This window comes from Edaphobacter sp. 4G125 (genome assembly GCF_014274685.1).
Lineage (GTDB): Bacteria > Acidobacteriota > Terriglobia > Terriglobales > Acidobacteriaceae > Edaphobacter.
In genome coordinates this window covers 98613-114456 of the sequence record NZ_CP060393.1, presented here as the reverse complement: position 1 = coordinate 114456, position 15844 = coordinate 98613, and the positions used below count along the sequence as shown (strand labels likewise).

General features: G+C 56.1%; 15 protein-coding genes. 9 read left to right on the top strand and 6 right to left on the bottom strand.

Going from position 1 to position 15844, the window contains the following annotated elements; translation table 11 throughout:
• The first annotated feature begins 13 nt into the window (after nucleotides 1–13).
• A complete protein-coding gene (locus H7846_RS00515; protein ID WP_186694338.1) occupies nucleotides 14–952 on the top strand; it encodes a PIG-L deacetylase family protein in 939 nt (312 codons plus the stop codon).
• Nucleotides 953–1140: 188 nt separating this feature from the next.
• On the opposite strand, the gene H7846_RS00510 is transcribed toward H7846_RS00515, so the two are convergent.
• On the bottom strand, nucleotides 1141–2013 hold the full coding sequence (locus H7846_RS00510; protein WP_186694336.1) for a sugar phosphate isomerase/epimerase family protein: 873 nt from the start codon (nucleotides 2011–2013) through the stop codon (nucleotides 1141–1143).
• A 142-nt stretch (nucleotides 2014–2155) separates the two neighbouring features.
• Here H7846_RS00510 and aspS point away from each other — a divergent pair, with 142 nt between their 5' ends.
• A complete protein-coding gene (gene aspS, locus H7846_RS00505) occupies nucleotides 2156–3979 on the top strand; it encodes an aspartate--tRNA ligase (protein ID WP_186694335.1) in 1824 nt (607 codons plus the stop codon).
• A 7-nt stretch (nucleotides 3980–3986) separates the two neighbouring features.
• Nucleotides 3987–4733 (top strand): YoaK family protein, encoded by a 747-nt coding sequence (locus tag H7846_RS00500; RefSeq protein ID WP_186694333.1) that lies wholly within the window; start codon nucleotides 3987–3989, stop codon nucleotides 4731–4733.
• Nucleotides 4734–4796: 63 nt separating this feature from the next.
• Here the strand turns inward: H7846_RS00500 and H7846_RS00495 are convergent, their stop codons facing one another.
• The 3 genes from H7846_RS00495 to H7846_RS00485 all read right to left on the bottom strand — a co-directional run bounded on the left by H7846_RS00495 (nucleotide 4797) and on the right by H7846_RS00485 (nucleotide 8791).
• Nucleotides 4797–6161: a hypothetical protein gene (locus H7846_RS00495; protein WP_186694331.1), complete on the bottom strand. Its 1365-nt coding sequence runs from the start codon at nucleotides 6159–6161 to the stop codon at nucleotides 4797–4799.
• A gap of 233 nt (nucleotides 6162–6394) precedes the next feature.
• Entirely contained in the window at nucleotides 6395–7222 is an 828-nt protein-coding gene (locus H7846_RS00490) for a rhomboid family intramembrane serine protease (RefSeq protein ID WP_186694329.1), read from the bottom strand.
• A gap of 57 nt (nucleotides 7223–7279) precedes the next feature.
• Entirely contained in the window at nucleotides 7280–8791 is a 1512-nt protein-coding gene (locus H7846_RS00485) for a M28 family metallopeptidase (protein WP_255460752.1), read from the bottom strand.
• Between the two features lie 151 nt (nucleotides 8792–8942).
• Between H7846_RS00485 and H7846_RS00480 the strand changes: the two genes are divergently transcribed.
• Nucleotides 8943–9140 carry a hypothetical protein gene (locus tag H7846_RS00480; RefSeq protein WP_186694327.1) on the top strand — a complete coding sequence of 66 codons (198 nt, stop codon included), beginning with the start codon at nucleotides 8943–8945 and terminating at the stop codon, nucleotides 9138–9140.
• A gap of 16 nt (nucleotides 9141–9156) precedes the next feature.
• Nucleotides 9157–9570 (top strand): carboxypeptidase-like regulatory domain-containing protein, encoded by a 414-nt coding sequence (locus H7846_RS00475; RefSeq protein ID WP_255460751.1) that lies wholly within the window; start codon nucleotides 9157–9159, stop codon nucleotides 9568–9570.
• Nucleotides 9571–9608: 38 nt separating this feature from the next.
• Here the strand turns inward: H7846_RS00475 and H7846_RS00470 are convergent, their stop codons facing one another.
• Nucleotides 9609–9962 carry a cupin domain-containing protein gene (locus tag H7846_RS00470; RefSeq protein ID WP_186694326.1) on the bottom strand — a complete coding sequence of 118 codons (354 nt, stop codon included), beginning with the start codon at nucleotides 9960–9962 and terminating at the stop codon, nucleotides 9609–9611.
• Between the two features lie 76 nt (nucleotides 9963–10038).
• Nucleotides 10039–11688: an acyl-CoA carboxylase subunit beta gene (locus tag H7846_RS00465; RefSeq protein ID WP_186694324.1), complete on the bottom strand. Its 1650-nt coding sequence runs from the start codon at nucleotides 11686–11688 to the stop codon at nucleotides 10039–10041.
• 380 nt (nucleotides 11689–12068) lie between these two features.
• Here H7846_RS00465 and H7846_RS00460 point away from each other — a divergent pair, with 380 nt between their 5' ends.
• The 4 genes from H7846_RS00460 to mgrA all read left to right on the top strand — a co-directional run bounded on the left by H7846_RS00460 (nucleotide 12069) and on the right by mgrA (nucleotide 15841).
• Nucleotides 12069–12473: a hypothetical protein gene (locus tag H7846_RS00460; RefSeq protein ID WP_186694322.1), complete on the top strand. Its 405-nt coding sequence runs from the start codon at nucleotides 12069–12071 to the stop codon at nucleotides 12471–12473.
• A 56-nt stretch (nucleotides 12474–12529) separates the two neighbouring features.
• Nucleotides 12530–13849: a Y-family DNA polymerase gene (locus tag H7846_RS00455; RefSeq protein WP_186694320.1), complete on the top strand. Its 1320-nt coding sequence runs from the start codon at nucleotides 12530–12532 to the stop codon at nucleotides 13847–13849.
• Nucleotides 13850–13864: 15 nt separating this feature from the next.
• Nucleotides 13865–14710, top strand: coding sequence for a tRNA glutamyl-Q(34) synthetase GluQRS (gene gluQRS, locus H7846_RS00450; RefSeq protein ID WP_186694318.1), 846 nt, complete (start codon nucleotides 13865–13867; stop codon nucleotides 14708–14710).
• Between the two features lie 111 nt (nucleotides 14711–14821).
• Nucleotides 14822–15841 carry an L-glyceraldehyde 3-phosphate reductase gene (gene mgrA / locus H7846_RS00445; protein ID WP_186694316.1) on the top strand — a complete coding sequence of 340 codons (1020 nt, stop codon included), beginning with the start codon at nucleotides 14822–14824 and terminating at the stop codon, nucleotides 15839–15841.
• Nucleotides 15842–15844: the final 3 nt, after the last annotated feature.

The window sequence follows — 15844 nt, the reverse complement described above, 5'->3', positions numbered from 1 at the left end:
AAGGAGCGACTGGATGGAGCGTAGAGGGTTCTTCAAGATGGCTGCGGCCGCTGGTTTTGCGGGCGCTACTGCACAATCCGGTGCCCAGGTACTTCCCTCACCGCAACCTCCTGTTATTGAGCGCTCCAATCTCAATCAACCAGGGCGAGGCAAGGTCTTCGCCCTGATTACTCCTCATCTGGATGATGGCCCAATCTTCGCGGGCGGTACGGTTGCGAAGCTGCTGAACGAGGGATACACCGGCTACTTTATCCGCGTGAGCAATGATGAAAAGGACTCGTACAACCTGACGCTGGGTGAGACTGTTCTGGCGAATGAGAAGGACGCCGCGCGTTTCGTTGAGGTCGCTGGGCTGAAGAAACGGTACGACCTGCAATACCGCAATCATGGTCTCGATGACATCTCCCGCATGGAGATTCGGGTACGGCTGATCTTTCTGTTCCGACTGCTGAAGGTCGATACCATATTGAGTTATGACCCGTGGGGCCACTATGAGGAGAATCCGGACCATTACGTGACTGCCCAGGCGGTTGAGGCCGCCTGCTGGATGTCCGCTGACCACCTGGATTTTCCGGAGCAGTTTGAGGTGGGGGTTAAGCCACACTCCGTGAGCGAGAAATATTACTTCGCGCGCGGTCCGCAGTTGGTCAACCGGGTGGTCGATATCGCTCCCACTATCAAGCAGAAGGCAGCGTATATCGCCTCATGCAAGACGATGATCGGCAATATGGTGCGCAGTGAGAATGATTCGCTGGCGGCGCGTGGCCTGCGGGTGCCTGCCTTTGCGGGGAACTCAGACGCAGCGATCGATGCATATATCCAGGCGGCCTTTGTCGAACGAGATAAGCAGATCGGGGCAAAGTACGGCCTAGAGTATGCCGAGGAGTTCCACTACATTGGCCCGGACCACTCGCTGGATGAGTATGTGAAGGCCCATGCGGAGCGGATTTGAGGGTGGCTGTAAGGAAAATGAGGGGATTTCTCGGCTCGCGCTAACGTGCTTCGCTCGAAATGACACGGTGGTTAGAGGGGGCCATGTGGTTGAGAAGCGGGTTTCTCCACTTCGGCGTCTATGCCGCCTTCGGTCGAAATGACACATCACAAGAGGCTGCCCTCGATCTTTGACGAAGAGATGTTTTTCTAAACGGTCAAGCTCCTCAGGTAAGGAATGCTTAGCGGCATCAGCGAGGGGTCCTGTTCCAACTCAACAAAGTAGTTCTTGATGCCAGTCTTCTTTGCGGCGGTGAAGACCTTCTTCCAATCGACGACACCCTTGCCCAGCGGGACCTGCTTTGCCTTGCCATCGGGTTCGACGATCCAGTCCTGGCAGTGCATGGAGATGTAACGGTCTGGAAAGCGAGCAAAGTAATCCAGTGGATCAAATCCATTCTGCATGGTGGAGATTTGAAACTGCAGCTTCACGGTCTTCGGGTCGAGATATCCAATCTCCATATCGTAGACACGTTTGCCATCGATGCTGGTCACTTCAAAGCCTTCGTTGTGGAGCACGGCAACGATCCCCGAATTGTGAGCCTTGGCGGCAAAGGTATTGAAGAGATCGGTGATACGTTTTACGTCGTCTATGGTGGGCGGAACTCCCTTTCGCAGCGTGCCGAAGCCGAGGCTGGCGGTTGCCATCTGCGTGAGCCCAAGCTCCTTGGCCCATGCGATCCGTTCCTCAGCGTGATTGAACAGTTCATCCGTGCCGAAGTGAGCGCTGATGCAGGTAAGGCCGTAATCGTTCAGCATTTTGCGCAGTTCCTGCGGCTTGTACTGCGTGAGGCTGGAGAAATCCTTGTAGGCGAAGGGCGAACAAAGCTCGATGGTTTGAAAGCCAGCCGCGGAGAGCCCCTTCATTGTTCCGGAAAAGTCGGTATTGATGGAGGCGCGGACGGGGTACGTCTGGCAGCCGATGGGCAGGCCCAGCGGATCGGCCATCAGCGATGGAGCCGCGGTGAGTGCGATTGCGGCAACAGTGCCCTGCTGAAGGAAGTTACGTCGAGTCATCGGCATGCGGTTGTCCCCCCTGATGGTGCCTCAAAAGGTTACGACAATTCCCGGTGATTGACGAACGCTGGCGATTCCAGTGGCAACCCGGGACCGGATTGGGCGGAATTTAGCGATTCAGCCCAATGCTTCGTACAATAGAAAGATCGTGAAACTCGACTTTTTAGGCAACTTGCAGCGCACCCATCGGTGCGGCGAGCTCCGTGTGGAGCAGGATGGACAAGACGTGGTTTTGATGGGCTGGGTGAACCGGCGCCGCGACCACGGCAATCTCATCTTTCTGGACCTTCGCGATCGCACCGGCATTACTCAGATCGTGATGGACAAGGAGATCTCCGGCGATGCCCATGCGAAGGCTGAAGCTGCCCGCCCGGAGTATGTGGTGGCGGCGAAGGGCAAGGTGCGCCGTCGCGCAGCCGGTCTCGAGAATCCGAATATGGACACCGGCGCCATTGAAGTGGTCGCCAAAGAGCTGTTGCTGCTGAATGAGGCGAAGACACCTCCGTTCTCTCCTGCCGAGGATGCGATTACGAACGAAGAGGTGCGGTTGAAGTATCGCTACCTCGATCTGCGCCGCGAGCAGATGCAGAAGAACTTTCTGACGCGCCACAACGTGACGCGCGCGATTCGGGAGTATCTCTCAGAGAATGGATTTCTGGAGATCGAGACGCCGTTTATGACGCGCTCAACGCCAGAGGGGGCGCGCGATTATCTGGTGCCGAGTCGCGTGCATCCCGGGGACTTTTATGCGTTGCCGCAGTCGCCGCAGATCTTCAAACAGATCCTGATGATCTCGGGCTTCGACCGCTACTTCCAGGTGGCGCGGTGCTTCCGCGATGAGGACCTGCGCGCAGATCGTCAACCTGAGTTTACCCAGATCGACCTGGAGATGACCTTCCCGCAACAGGATATGGTCTTCCGGGTGGTGGAAGGCTTCCTGACGGCGGCGTTCAAGACCGCAGGCATCGAGCTGAAGGCCCCTTTTATTCAGATGACTTATGACGATGCGATTCGTAAGTACGGCATCGATAAGCCGGACATGCGTCTGCCTGCGATGATGGAGCTGACGGAAGAGTTGACTCCCGAGCTGCGCACAACGCTGAAGATCGAGCAGAAGCTGCCGATCCTCGGATTCATCATTCCGAAGTCCGGTGGGCTGAGCGGAACGGAGCGCAAGAAGCTGCTGAGCGAGGTCCGCGCGGGTTTTGGTGAGACAGGGTTGGATCTGCTCGACACTGAACGGCTGAAGACGAACGAAGCCTTTGCTCCACTGGCAGCGACGATTACGCAGAAGCTGGAAGCAACCGCAGAGGACTTGGTTGTCGTCGTTACGCCGAAGCTGGGAACGCCAGAGAAGTGGAACTACGATCCGCAGTGGATCTACAAGCGTGTGGGCGCACTGCGTCTGCAATTGGCACAGAAGTTCGCCGACAAGCATGGGCGCTTTACCCAGACGGGGACCGCAGAGGACTACAAGTTTCTCTGGGTTACGGACTTCCCGATGTATGAGTGGGACGAAGAGGCGAAGACCTGGAATGCAGCGCATCATCCCTTCACCTCACCTCACGAGGACGACATCAAGTCAGGCGCACTGTTCAACGACAAGGGATCTGTGCGCGCTCTGGCCTATGACATTGTGCTCAATGGAACGGAGCTGGGGTCGGGCTCGATCCGTATTCACCGGCAGGATGTGCAGGCCGAGATCTTCCGCTCGTTGGGCATGAGCGACGAAGAAGCTAAGGAGCGCTTTGGATTCTTCCTCGATGCACTGGAATACGGTACGCCTCCGCATGGCGGCATCGCGCTCGGCCTCGACCGCATCGTGATGATCCTTGCCGGAGCTACGAGCCTGCGCGAGGTCATTGCATTTCCGAAGACTGCGAAGGCGATCGATCTGATGGTCGATGCCCCCAGTCCAGCGACAGAGCAGCAGTTGAAGGAGCTGCATCTGAAGACTTCTCCACGAAGCTGACGAACCTATGCCTCTCTTTTATCTGCGTCGTCTTACCGGAAGCCAGCGTAGCGAAAAGGCGAACCGCCACCTCGCACGATACCTGGCGTTCATTGCGGGTGCGACGAATGCAGGGGGCCTGCTGGCTGTGGGGCATTACACGTCGCATATGTCTGGAATCATCTCTACGATGGCTGACGACTTTGCGCTCACCCAGATGCGGCTTGTGTTCGATGGTTTTGTCTCGGTGCTCTCTTTTCTCGCGGGAGCATTTCTAACGACGCTACTGGTGCGCTGGGCGCGTGCGCGCCAATTTGAGAGCGAGTATGCTTTGCCACTCATTATCGAAGCTGGCATGCTGATTGTCTTCGGGACGAAAGGCAGAATCTTTACCGGCGGCCATGTGCTGGGCATCATCGTTCTTCTTTGCTTCACGATGGGCTTGCAGAACGCTATCATCTCCAAGATCTCCGACTCGGTGATTCGGACCACTCACCTTACCGGTATGGTTACGGATATCGGTATTGCGCTGGGCCGTATCTTCAGCAGGCAGTACAAGGACGATCCCGGGGGGATCGACGGTCAAGAGGAATGGTCGAAGCTGCGCCTGCTGGGTTCGCTGATCGTTCTCTTTTTTGTTGGCGGCGTTACTGGTGCGCTCGGCTTTAAGTATGTTGGCTTTCTGTTTACCTTGCCGCTTGCCGCGATTCTCATGCTTCTGGCGATCATGCCCGTGGTTGACGATATCCATCGGACACGCCACCCTGCCATTTAGTCGGTTACGCAGAAAAGCCGCGCTGGAGGTCGATCCAACGCGGCCTGGTTTATGACAGTTGGCTTACTGCACGGTGATCGTAATGGTGCTTGTGCTTTGACCAAACTGGTTGGTGGAATACAGCGTGTAGGTTGTTGTCGTTGTGGGATGAACCGCTACGGAGTTTCCGCGCACGGCCCCTACCTCTGGCGAAACAACGTAGTAGCTTGCGCCATCGGCCGCCCAGCTTAGAGTGACTGCTGTTCCAGACGAAACTGTTAGATGATCTGCAGTGAAACTGGTGATGTTGGGAGCAGACCCTTGTGGAATATTTGCCGCCGTATATACCGCGGGCGACTGTATGACCTCGAACGCTGAGGCAGGAACCTGCTTGAGCGAGGTGAGGTCGTTGTTGTCCCAGCGATCGTCCGGGGCGCCGATCATGAACATGTTGCTGCCGTTGTCGGCCATGATCAAACCGTAGTTCTTCAACGCTGTCAGGATGACCTTTGCCTGTGGCGGGAACGACGAGATGTCATAGTTGGCTTTAAGCCGCATCCGCATGCCCATGGGAGCGGCATTCGGATCAGATGAGTTCGCTGCCCAGTGTGTAGCTGGAGCCACGAAGGCTGCCTTGCTGCGCCGCAGTGTCACGCGGATGGCGTGATCGATGTGGCCAGCTGCCACCTCGTCGTACCGCACCAGGCCGGGAAAGACCGGGAGACCAGCGGCATCGGTGGAGGTCCAGCGGAGAGGGCGAGCGTTCTGATTCGTCAGATCCCACACGGCCCCGGCCATCGCCTGCCAGGTCCCATCTCCCTGCGGATAGGCACCGCCGATCTCATAGAGCCAGCAGTTGTCACGATCCAAAACGAGCACGTGACGATCACCGTCGCCGGGATTCGGAGAACCTTCTATCAGGGTCGAGGTGGAGATGGGCATGGGGCCGGGATCGCTCTCGTCGCCGTAGTCCGTATAGGCAATGTTGGTGAAGGGTGAGCCGCTGACGACGGTATAGGGGATGCCGATGATGTTTCCGTCATAGGTTCCTGCGCCGAAGTTAGCGTAGAGATTCGATGATCCGATGAAGTTGATGTAGTTACTTGAATTCGGATCTATAGCGGCATTCGCGATGTTCTGCCGCCATGGATTTGTTGTCTCAAATGGCACAAATCCATTGAGGTTTGCCCCTGCTCCCAGATCCATTCCACTGCAGGCAGTGGGAGTGGCGGTTGGAGGCGTTGTTGTAGGAGGAGTCGATGGATCGGTCGGCGTTGTTGTAGGAGGAGTCGATGGATCGGTTGGTGTCGTTGTGGGAGGCGTGACAGGTTTAGGTGCCTTGAGCTTCACGATCCTGTAGCGTGTATTCGAAGAAGACGCACCTTGTCCGAATGCATATGCACCTACGGACAAAACAAGTAGAGCCACCATGGGGAGGTTACGTGGCATGAACACAATACTCCTTACAGCTTTGAGCACAGAGTTATTTGTCGTTACTCTGGCACAGAGCTATCGTTAACGGTTGACACGCCAAGGGCAGTTTTTTACGGAAGGTTACTGACTAAGGACCGGGGAGGAACTCTGCATTACGGCGACCTGTAAGGTCAGAACGAATTGAGGCAATTATAGGGGAAGAAGACGATTCCTCAACCAATTCCTGTGGAAAGGATTTGGAAAACGGGTTAATTCATCCAGCGCTTGTCATTTGGGTCGCGCCGCAGCTCATCGGGGTCGATGTAGCGTCCGTCTTTGTCGAAGTGGACTTCGCGATTCTGCTTGCGCATATAGACCTCGAACTTGCGCGCGGCGCGGCGGCGCTTGTATCGGTAATAGGTGTTGCGTATCCCGTAGAAGCGTTCCGTCAGTCCAAAGGCAAGGCCACGGCGCGGTGCAAAGCGAACAAACAAAAAGCCTGAAAGAGCCCCGGCGAGTTGTACTAATGCTCCGAAGTTGTCTTTTTCCTTCAAAAGAACAGCGACCGCGATCAAGATATAGATTGCAACCATGTACTTCGCCTTGATGCGAAGCACGAACCACAGAAGAAACTCCTGATCGCCGAAGAGCATGGCGATCGCGACGAGCAGTCCGAAGATGCCGGCCCATGCTCCTACGGCAATCACGTCCGGGCGAAGACCGAAGAGGTGTGTAAACGAGAGCGCGGTTGCGATGAGGGCGCCGCCGGCGACCGAGGTCCAGTACAACTCTGTAAACCACCGTCTACCGTAACTTCCTTCAAGCAGCGCGCCGGTAAACCACAGCGTCAGCATGGCGAAGGCGAACGAAAGAATCCCAGGGTTAACCAGGGAGTAAGTAAAAAGCTGCCAGATCTGTCCATGAACGACGGACAGCGGCTCCAGCGGGAGATATGTCCCAAGAAAGCGGCTGAGGTCCGAAGAAATCCACGACAAAATGGCGAGGGCGAAGAACGCACCGACATTGAGCAGGATGAGGCTGCGAACGGCCCCTCCAAAGGACGGCATGGCAAACGAGATGTTTCCTGTACGGCGCATCGTAGCCTGACCTTTATTTCATCACAGGGAAGACTTCCGTGCAGGGCGGCAGAGATTTTAGGACTTAGGGCTTTGAGCAGGTTGCGTAAAATTGCGCGTGGGCCGGGAGGGGTTTGGCATAACGGCCGGACTGCGATGTCCAGCGGCATCCATTGCACGAACCCCGAAGATGACATTGTCTTTCGAGATCGGCAGTTCGATTCTGGTTGCTGTTCCGACGTTTTGGACCATCGTCCACAGCGGCTGGTCTGTGGGGCGCCAGACAATCTCGTAGGCTGTTCCCTGTGGGGCTCCAGCGGGAGCGCTCCAAGTCAAAACGGTGTTGTTGTCCAGATTGTTGGTTTCCACGTGAACCTCCCGCGGTATACCGGGAGCGAACGCGAGTGTGGCGAGAGTTGCGGCATTGAGACGCGCGACGTTGGCAACATAGTTGTAATCGACATACTGTAGAAGATCGCCATACTGGATGCCGTTCTCTGTGCGCAGGTTCTGGTGCTGATGGTTGAAGTTTTCGCGCCACTCGGTAAAACGAACAGCAGGGAATCCTTCGGCGTTGAAGCTTGAATGATCGCCTCCGCGAAGATAACGATCACGACGGAAGATGAGCACAGGGTGAAAGTTTTCGACAGCCCGGACCAAATTACTTCTCGCGATGCGCGGCGGATTGCCGGCTTGTGCGCGCTGCATCGTTAGAGGGAAGTACGTGGAGGCGATCTCGGCGATGGAGCGTGCCACCTCGCGTGAGGGAGAGTCGTTTTCGGCACCCAGGTTGATCAGTGCAGTGGCCTGTTCTGGCGTGGCTGCCGAGGGGATGCCTTCAGAGAAGACGCGGACGACATTCTTATTTTGTTGGGTATCGCCGGGCGTAGTGTCGCCTCCGACGATGTCGTTGTTCAGCGCGGCCTCAAGCTGCCAGCTCTGCGATTTCGCCAGCTTTGCAAGATGATGACTTCCATTCAGTCCCTGCTCTTCGCCGGCAACCGCAACGAACACGATGCTAGAGGGTGGTTTCAGCTTTGAGAGCACTCGAGCGCATTCGAGCGAGACAGCAACGCCGCTGGCATCATCATTGGCTCCCGGAGCGGGGTTATGTGTGTCCATCACATCGGTATTGCGCGAGTCGTAATGACCCGTGACCAGAACCATGCGGTTTGCTTGTGCAGGGTCCGAGCCGTGCAGGATGGCGTATACATTCGTCAGCTTTGTCGGTTTCAGGATGCGTGAGCGGGGTCCGGGTTGTGGCTGCTCGATAAATTCATCTCTTCGTACATCGAGACAATTGCCACAATCCGCGGAGATGCGCGTGAACTCAGACTCAATCCAGTCCGCGGCAGCATTGATTCCGGTGCCGGACTTCAGGTTAGCCTCCATGCTGGAGAGCGTATTGCGATTGTTGAAGCTCACCAGCTTCTCGATTGTGGCCTGAACATGTTCAGGGGAAACCTGACGAAGGGCGGTTTCGATGGCAGGATCAACCGGCGCAGGGGACACAGGTTGTTGCGCTGGAGCGAGAGGCGCAAGAAGAAGCCCGGCAAGGTAAATCGGGCGCAAGCAGGAGGTTACGTTCACGTCAATTCTCCTTTGAAGGAGCGGGTGAAATTGTTACCATCCTAACCCTTGACGATCCATCGAGAGGAATCGCTTAATGATTAGCGGAGCGTTCTGCGGGCCCGTTTTACCGATTTGGCTCGCCGCACCCGCTCCAGTGCGGAGGCTTGTGATGGCTGTGGTATGTCCGGAATGCGATTACCCGATCGATCTCGACGATGACCTGGATGCGGGCGAGACGGTGCAATGCGAAGAATGCGGCACCGAGCTCGAGGTCGTCTCTACCGATCCTCTCGAACTGGTCGCGGTAGAAGAGGCTGGCTACGACGAAGAAGACTCAGCTCTATTGTCGGGCGAAGACGAGGAATGATTCTGCTCACCCCTAAATGGAATCCCCGTATACTGGGCGTATGAAGGATTTCCTGTCGCTTCGTTCCCGTCTTGGTAAAGCTGCTCTGGTCATGTCTTCTCTTGGAGTTGTGGCTGCTGTCCCTGTGATTTCAGGGTCGCAGGCTATCGCGCAGCAACGTGGGCCCGTACAGCGTGTCGTCGAAGGCAAAGTTACCGATCACGACAATGCTCCGATCAAGGGGGCTGTGGTTTACCTGAAGGATGGGCGGACGCTCTCTGTGAAGAGCTTTATCGCCGACGATCAGGGAGAGTACCGTTTTGGCCAACTGACGCAGAACACCGATTATGAGATCTGGGCCGAATCCAACGGCAAGAAGAGCGCTGTGAAGTCCATCAGCTCCTTCGACAGTAAAAACCACTTCTACATCGATCTGAAGCTAGGCAAGTAGAGGGCTGCGGTTCCGGCAGGGCGAGTGGGGTAGAGCGCCTATGGTGTCTCTTCGATGCGGTCGCCATGACTTGGAGGCTGGCTTGTCACCACAATCCGCAGCGGCGTTGGACCGCGGTTGATGGCTTGGTGCTGTTGACCGGGAGCGACTTCGATTCCCTGGCCTGCGTGCACCGTTAACCTGTGCTGCTCGATCTCCATGGTCAACTCACCTTCGAGCACGAAGAAGAACTGTCGCGCACGCACATGATGATGCCGCGTCTCGCTGGTTCCGGGAGGCATCCGCTCTTCGATGATATTCAGCTCGGGCGTGCGAACCAGAAACCAGCCGTCGCAGCGGTTTCCCCAAGTGTAGTGATCCGCGTTGGCAGTTGAAATGATTTGGGCAGACATAAAAGCAGGGTACAGGGAACAAGGAACGGAAGGTAAGAACCAGTACCCGCGTTTCTCCGCTTTTTGAGTTGATGTTCTACAGCGGAATATTGCCGTGTTTCTTTGGCGGATTTTTTTCGCGCTTGGTCGCCAGCATATCGAGCGCTGTGTTCAGGCGTCGGCGCGTTTCGCTGGGACGGATTACCGCATCGACATAGCCACGCTCCGCAGCCACATATGGATTGGCGAAACGTTCGCGGAACTCTTCGACTTTCACGGTGCGTGCTTCAGCTAGAATCTCCAGCTTCTGCTCTTCGCTGAGCGATACTCCCTGTGGCATCACAGCCTGCGAGCGACGCAGCACTTCATCGAGCTCGCGTTTGTAAACGATGTTGACCGCGCCCTCCGGGCCCATTACGGCGATCTCTGCCGTGGGCCATGCCAGGTTTACATCGGTGCGCAGATGCTTGGAGCTCATCACGCAGTAGGCTCCGCCATAGGCTTTGCGAGTGATGACCGTCAGCTTGGGAACGGTGGCTTCGGCAAAGGCATAGAGCAGCTTGGCTCCGTGACGAATGATGCCGCCATGTTCCTGCCGTGTTCCCGGCATGAAGCCCGGAACATCCTCAAACGTGATGAGCGGGATATTGAAGGCATCGCAGAACCGCACGAATCGTGCACCTTTTACAGACGCATCGATATCGAGCACACCGGCGAGCACCGCTGGCTGATTTGCCACAATGCCTACAGGACGACCGTTCATGCGGGCGAATCCAACGACGAGGTTGCGCGCGAAGTGCTCGTGTACCTGGAAGAGATAGCCGTCATCGACGATGCGAGTAATCACATCGACCATGTCGTAAGGTTGGTTCGACTCGTCAGGAATGATCGTATCGAGCGCGGCATCGGCACGCGCAGGATCATCACTGGTTGGTCGACGCGGCGGATCGTCGAGGTTGTTCGAAGGGATGAAACTAACCAGCTCACGAATCATTGCGAGGCACTCGCGATCGTCGTGCGCCATGAAATGAGCCACGCCTGAGATTTCGTTATGTGTCGCCGCACCGCCCAGCGCATCTTTCGTGACGTCTTCGTGCAGCACGGTTTTAATGACGTCCGGGCCGGTGACGAACATGTAGCTGGTGCGCTCTGTCATCAGGGTGAAGTCGGTAATCGCTGGGGAGTAAACCGCTCCGCCTGCGCATGGCCCAAGGATCGCCGAGATCTGTGGCACGACTCCACTGGCCAGAGTGTTGCGCAGAAAGATATCGGTATAACCGGCGAGCGAAAGCACGCCTTCCTGAATCCGCGCGCCTCCCGAATCGTTGAGCCCGATGACGGGAGCGCCGACTTTCATGGCGAGGTCCATGATCTTCACGATCTTTGCTGCATTCGCCTCGGAGAGTGATCCGCCGAAGACGGTGAAGTCCTGCGCGAAGACGAAGACAACGCGCCCATCGATGCGCCCATGACCGGTGACGAAGCCATCGCCGGGGACACGCTGCTCGTCCATGCCGAAATCTGATGCGCGATGCGTGACGAATTTATCTGTTTCCTCGAAGCTGCCCTCGTCGAGCAGCAGGTCGATGCGTTCGCGCGCGGAAAGCTTTCCTGCAGCTGTCTCACGTGCGCGTCGCTCCGGCCCACCACCTTCTTCGGCGATGGCATGACGAGCAGCCAGCTCGGTCAGGCGAATCTGGTGTGCTGCGGGCTTCTTAGAAGTTGGGGGATGTTCCGTTGCCGCCATAGGCAGCGATTTTAGCAAGCTCGGGTGCAACCTGATCTGCACCCTACCCCTCCCTCAATTTTCACGCAAAGTATTCAATAGTTTAGACTTAGCCTGGTACTTCCGTTGAGGCTCTTCGTAAAGTATTGATTTTACTGCGCTACAGATCAGAAAGAGACGTAAAGTATTCATCTCTTTGTACTTGCTAAAAACCGACCCCCCTGGCCCGGTTCATCTTTATTGCCGCTTATATTTCTATTTTAGCCAATGGGGCTCATTAATCGGCAAACTGGCCATGCGGCGTAAGCTATCTCTTTCCAGGAACTTACAGAGCTTTGTCCCGCGAACAGTACTTGACAGAGAATTTTATGGATTGATTTCAATGGACTGGAGGGAAAGACATGAGGCGGATTGGGTTATTGATTCTTGCGGTTTCAACACTGACGGCGGCTGCGGCCGATCCCTGTGCGACGGCGAAGAAGACGCTGACGACAGCGGAAAAGAAGATGTATGCTCGCTCGATCTCTAGCAATCTCACCCAATGGCAACCTCCTACAAAGATCAGGATCGATAGAGCAATTACGGTCGGCAGTTGGACAGCGGTCTGGGCCACTCCATCTGGCGCTGAGCAAGGTGTCTTCTTCTATTCACAGAATGCGAGTGGTTTAAAGTTTCACGATGTTTGGGGAGGCTATGCCACGCCCGATGAAAAGCCGTCGATTGTGCAATGGGTGAAAAAGCTGGACTCTTCAGTGCCCAATAGCTTTGCAGAGTGCTTTGCGGAAATTGCTACGGCTAGCCATTAAACAGAATTCATGAAGGCAAATAAAAAGCGAATACAATTCTTGAAGATTCGCTTTCCATGTCCTTCGCGCCCCATCCCGATCGCTTTACCCATCTGCACATCGACTTGAACTCCTTCTTCGCTTCGGTCGAACAGCAGTTGCATCCGGAATATCGCGGTAAGCCCGTCGCTGTTGTTCCTACGATGACCGACACCACCTGCTGTATCGCCGCCAGCTACGAGGCGAAGGCCCTCGGAGTGAAGACAGGTACGCAGGTGGGCGAGGCGAAGAAGATGTGTCCCGGCATCATCCTTATTGAGGGCAGCCACACCGAGTATGCAAAGTACTCACAGGCAATCAACGACGCGGTCGAGCTCGCCTGCCATGTTTCACATAATCCCTCCATCGATGAGATGTGTTGCGAACTCATGGGCCGTGAGCAGGAGCCTCCTCGCGCGCGCAAGATCGCGCTCGAGATCAAGCAATCGATCTACAAAAATGTCGGCGAGGCGTTGCGCTGCTCTATCGGTATGGCTCCGAATCGCTACCTCGCAAAGATCGCCAGCGACATGCAGAAGCCCGATGGCCTCATCGGGCTTCTGCCATCGCAATTGCCAAAGGCAATTGCTCATCTGGATCTGCGCGATCTTCCCGGCGTAGGTGCTCGTACTGAGGCACGGCTCCATGCCAAGGGTATCCGCACGATGGAGCAGTTGCTCGCGCTCGATCTGAATGGCATGCACAAGCTATGGAACAGCGTATGGGGTGACCGCATCTACCATTGGTTGCGGGGAGGCAACACTGGTGACGATGGCGCTCCCGTCTCCAGCGACGTACAGAAATCGCTTGGCCACTCGCATGTGATGGCTCCCGAGTTCCGCAGCGATGAAGGAGCATGGGCCGTCGCCAACAAGCTGCTCCACAAGGCTGCGATGCGGCTGCGCATGGAGAAGTTCTATGCAGGCTCCATGTCGTTCGTCATCCGCTACCAGCTGACGCGCGAACAGGCCGAGCAGCTCCGCTCGAAGCGCCACAACAGCGGAATCCGACACTCCGGCTGGGGGATGGAGGCGCGCTTCCGCGAATCTCAGGACACCCTCACGTTGCTCGAGGCGATGCGTGGCATCTGGGCACAGCGTCCTACAGGGCAGGAGTTTCAGCGGCCCTTTTTTGTTGGCATTACTCTGCACAATCTTGTACCCGAGAACAGGCATCAGGAAGAGCTCTTCGGCGATCCCAACAATCGCACACAACTCTCGGCCACAATGGACAAGCTCAACCTGAAATACGGACACACTACGCTGCACTTCGGCAGTATGTTGCCGGCACGCGAATCCGCGCCGACGCGCATCGCGTTTACGCAGATTCCAGTGCAGTATGGCGTGGACTATATGTAAGGTACGCTTGCTTTAGTGAGTGTTGAACGTTACATCGGCCGCCTAGCACCATCCCCCACGGGCCTTCTCCATCTTGGCCATGCGGCTACTTTCTGGACAGCCTATCAGCGCGCACTTCAGCACAACGGTACACTTCTGCTTCGCAATGAAGATCTCGACCCACAACGATCCAGGCAAGAGTACGTCGATGCAATGATCGAAGATCTCGCATGGCTGGGCATAGAGTGGACACTTCCGATGATCGTGCAATCCGAGCGCATCGCGCTCTATCGTGCAGCCTTCGAACGTCTGCTCGCCTCGGGCCATGCTTATGCCTGCACCTGCTCGCGCAGAGATCTTGCACAGATGACGCAGGCACCGCATGAAGAAACGCAAGCAGATCAGCCTGGAAATGTAGATGATGAACCCGTGTACAACAGAAAGTGTCGGCCAGCGACAAACTCCCCTGCACAATCTCTTCAAGAGAACACCAACTACCGCTTTCGCGTTCCTGACGGCGAGGCAATCACCTTTATCGACCGCAACCTCGGTTCGCAGAGTTTTATCGCAGGCCAAGACTTTGGCGACTTTCTGATCTGGCGTAAAGATTCTCTGCCGAGCTATCAGCTGTCCTGTGTCGTCGACGATGCCGAGATGCAGATCACCGAGGTTGTACGCGGAGCCGACCTGCTCAAATCCACTGCGCGCCAGATTCTTCTGCAACGCGCACTCGGTCTGCAAACTCCGGCCTACTTCCACGCTCCGTTATTGCGTGACGAACAGGGTATTCGACTCGCAAAGCGTCACCATGCTCTCGCGATCCGTAGTCTGCGGCAGCGAGGGCTCTCTCCGGCGGAGGTCCTGAAGATGATTCAGGTGTGAGATGCCAGGTCATCCAACTTTTCAGTAAGCTAAGGGAAACTGGCTGACTGGATGGTGGAAATAGTGGGTGGCAGGACAGTCTTGCGCAGTTAATCCCAGGAGATTTGTCTGATGAGTTATGTAGCGAATGAGAAGCGATATGAAGATGCACAGTTTCGTCGTTGTGGGCGGTCCGGTATCGTTCTTCCGCTGATCTCTCTCGGTCTGTGGCAGAACTTTGGAGGCGTCGATGTCTTTGAGACGGGCCGCGCTATGGTCCTTCGCGCTTTCGATCGTGGAGTTACGCACTTTGATCTTGCCAATAACTATGGCCCTCCTTACGGTTCGGCTGAGGAGACCTTCGGACGGATTTTTGAGAAGGACCTTCGCCCTTATCGTAATGAGCTGATTGTTTCTACCAAGGCTGGCTGGGACATGTGGCCGGGACCATACGGGATTGGTGGTTCGCGCAAGTATCTTCTTGCTTCGCTGGATGACAGTCTGCGACGCATGGGGCTGGAGTATGTCGATATCTTTTATTCGCATCGTCCCGATCCGGACACTCCGCTGGAAGAGACGATGGGAGCGCTGGTCCAGGCCGTACGCCAGGGTAAGGCGCTTTATGTGGGGATTTCGCAGTACCCACCGGACCGTACACGAGAGGCGGCGGCAATCCTGCGCAGTGAAGGTGTCCCGTTGTTTATTCATCAGCCGTCGTATTCCCTGTTCAACCGATGGATCGAAGAGCAGCTGCTTGACACCCTGGACGAGATCGGCGCAGGCTGTATTGCCTTCTCGCCGCTGGCGCAAGGGCTTCTGACGAACAAGTATCTCGACGGTATTCCGCAGGACTCTCGCGCAGTTCGAGGAATTTCGCTCAGGAAAGAGATTCTCAGCGAAGACAACCTACAGCGTGTGCGGGCTCTTAACGAGATTGCTCAAGGCCGCGGACAGACACTGGCGCAGATGGCGCTTGCCTGGGTTCTGCGCGATGCGCGCGTTACGTCAGCGTTGATCGGAGCCCGTAACTTGGAACAGCTTGAGAACTCGCTGGATGCAGTGAAGAATCTCTCCTTTACCGAAGCAGAGCTGGCTGAGATTGAAAAACACGCCGCAGTGGGCGCAGTCGATCTTCGCAAGCGAACGTCGTAGGAA

What these genes read in the sequence shown, in the direction of transcription:
- H7846_RS00495 (WP_186694331.1), bottom strand. Translation starts at nt 6,161, where the DNA reads ATGCCACGTAACCTCCCCATGGTGGCTCTACTTGTTTTGTCCGTAGGT.
- H7846_RS00510 (WP_186694336.1), bottom strand. Translation starts at nt 2,013, where the DNA reads ATGCCGATGACTCGACGTAACTTCCTTCAGCAGGGCACTGTTGCCGCA.
- H7846_RS00515 (WP_186694338.1), top strand. Translation starts at nt 14, where the DNA reads ATGGAGCGTAGAGGGTTCTTCAAGATGGCTGCGGCCGCTGGTTTTGCG.
- H7846_RS00460 (WP_186694322.1), top strand. Translation starts at nt 12,069, where the DNA reads ATGAGGCGGATTGGGTTATTGATTCTTGCGGTTTCAACACTGACGGCG.
- H7846_RS00480 (WP_186694327.1), top strand. Translation starts at nt 8,943, where the DNA reads ATGGCTGTGGTATGTCCGGAATGCGATTACCCGATCGATCTCGACGAT.
- H7846_RS00500 (WP_186694333.1), top strand. Translation starts at nt 3,987, where the DNA reads ATGCCTCTCTTTTATCTGCGTCGTCTTACCGGAAGCCAGCGTAGCGAA.
- H7846_RS00465 (WP_186694324.1), bottom strand. Translation starts at nt 11,688, where the DNA reads ATGGCGGCAACGGAACATCCCCCAACTTCTAAGAAGCCCGCAGCACAC.
- H7846_RS00455 (WP_186694320.1), top strand. Translation starts at nt 12,530, where the DNA reads ATGTCCTTCGCGCCCCATCCCGATCGCTTTACCCATCTGCACATCGAC.
- H7846_RS00475 (WP_255460751.1), top strand. Translation starts at nt 9,157, where the DNA reads ATGGAATCCCCGTATACTGGGCGTATGAAGGATTTCCTGTCGCTTCGT.
- H7846_RS00490 (WP_186694329.1), bottom strand. Translation starts at nt 7,222, where the DNA reads ATGCGCCGTACAGGAAACATCTCGTTTGCCATGCCGTCCTTTGGAGGG.
- H7846_RS00470 (WP_186694326.1), bottom strand. Translation starts at nt 9,962, where the DNA reads ATGTCTGCCCAAATCATTTCAACTGCCAACGCGGATCACTACACTTGG.
- mgrA (WP_186694316.1), top strand. Translation starts at nt 14,822, where the DNA reads ATGAGTTATGTAGCGAATGAGAAGCGATATGAAGATGCACAGTTTCGT.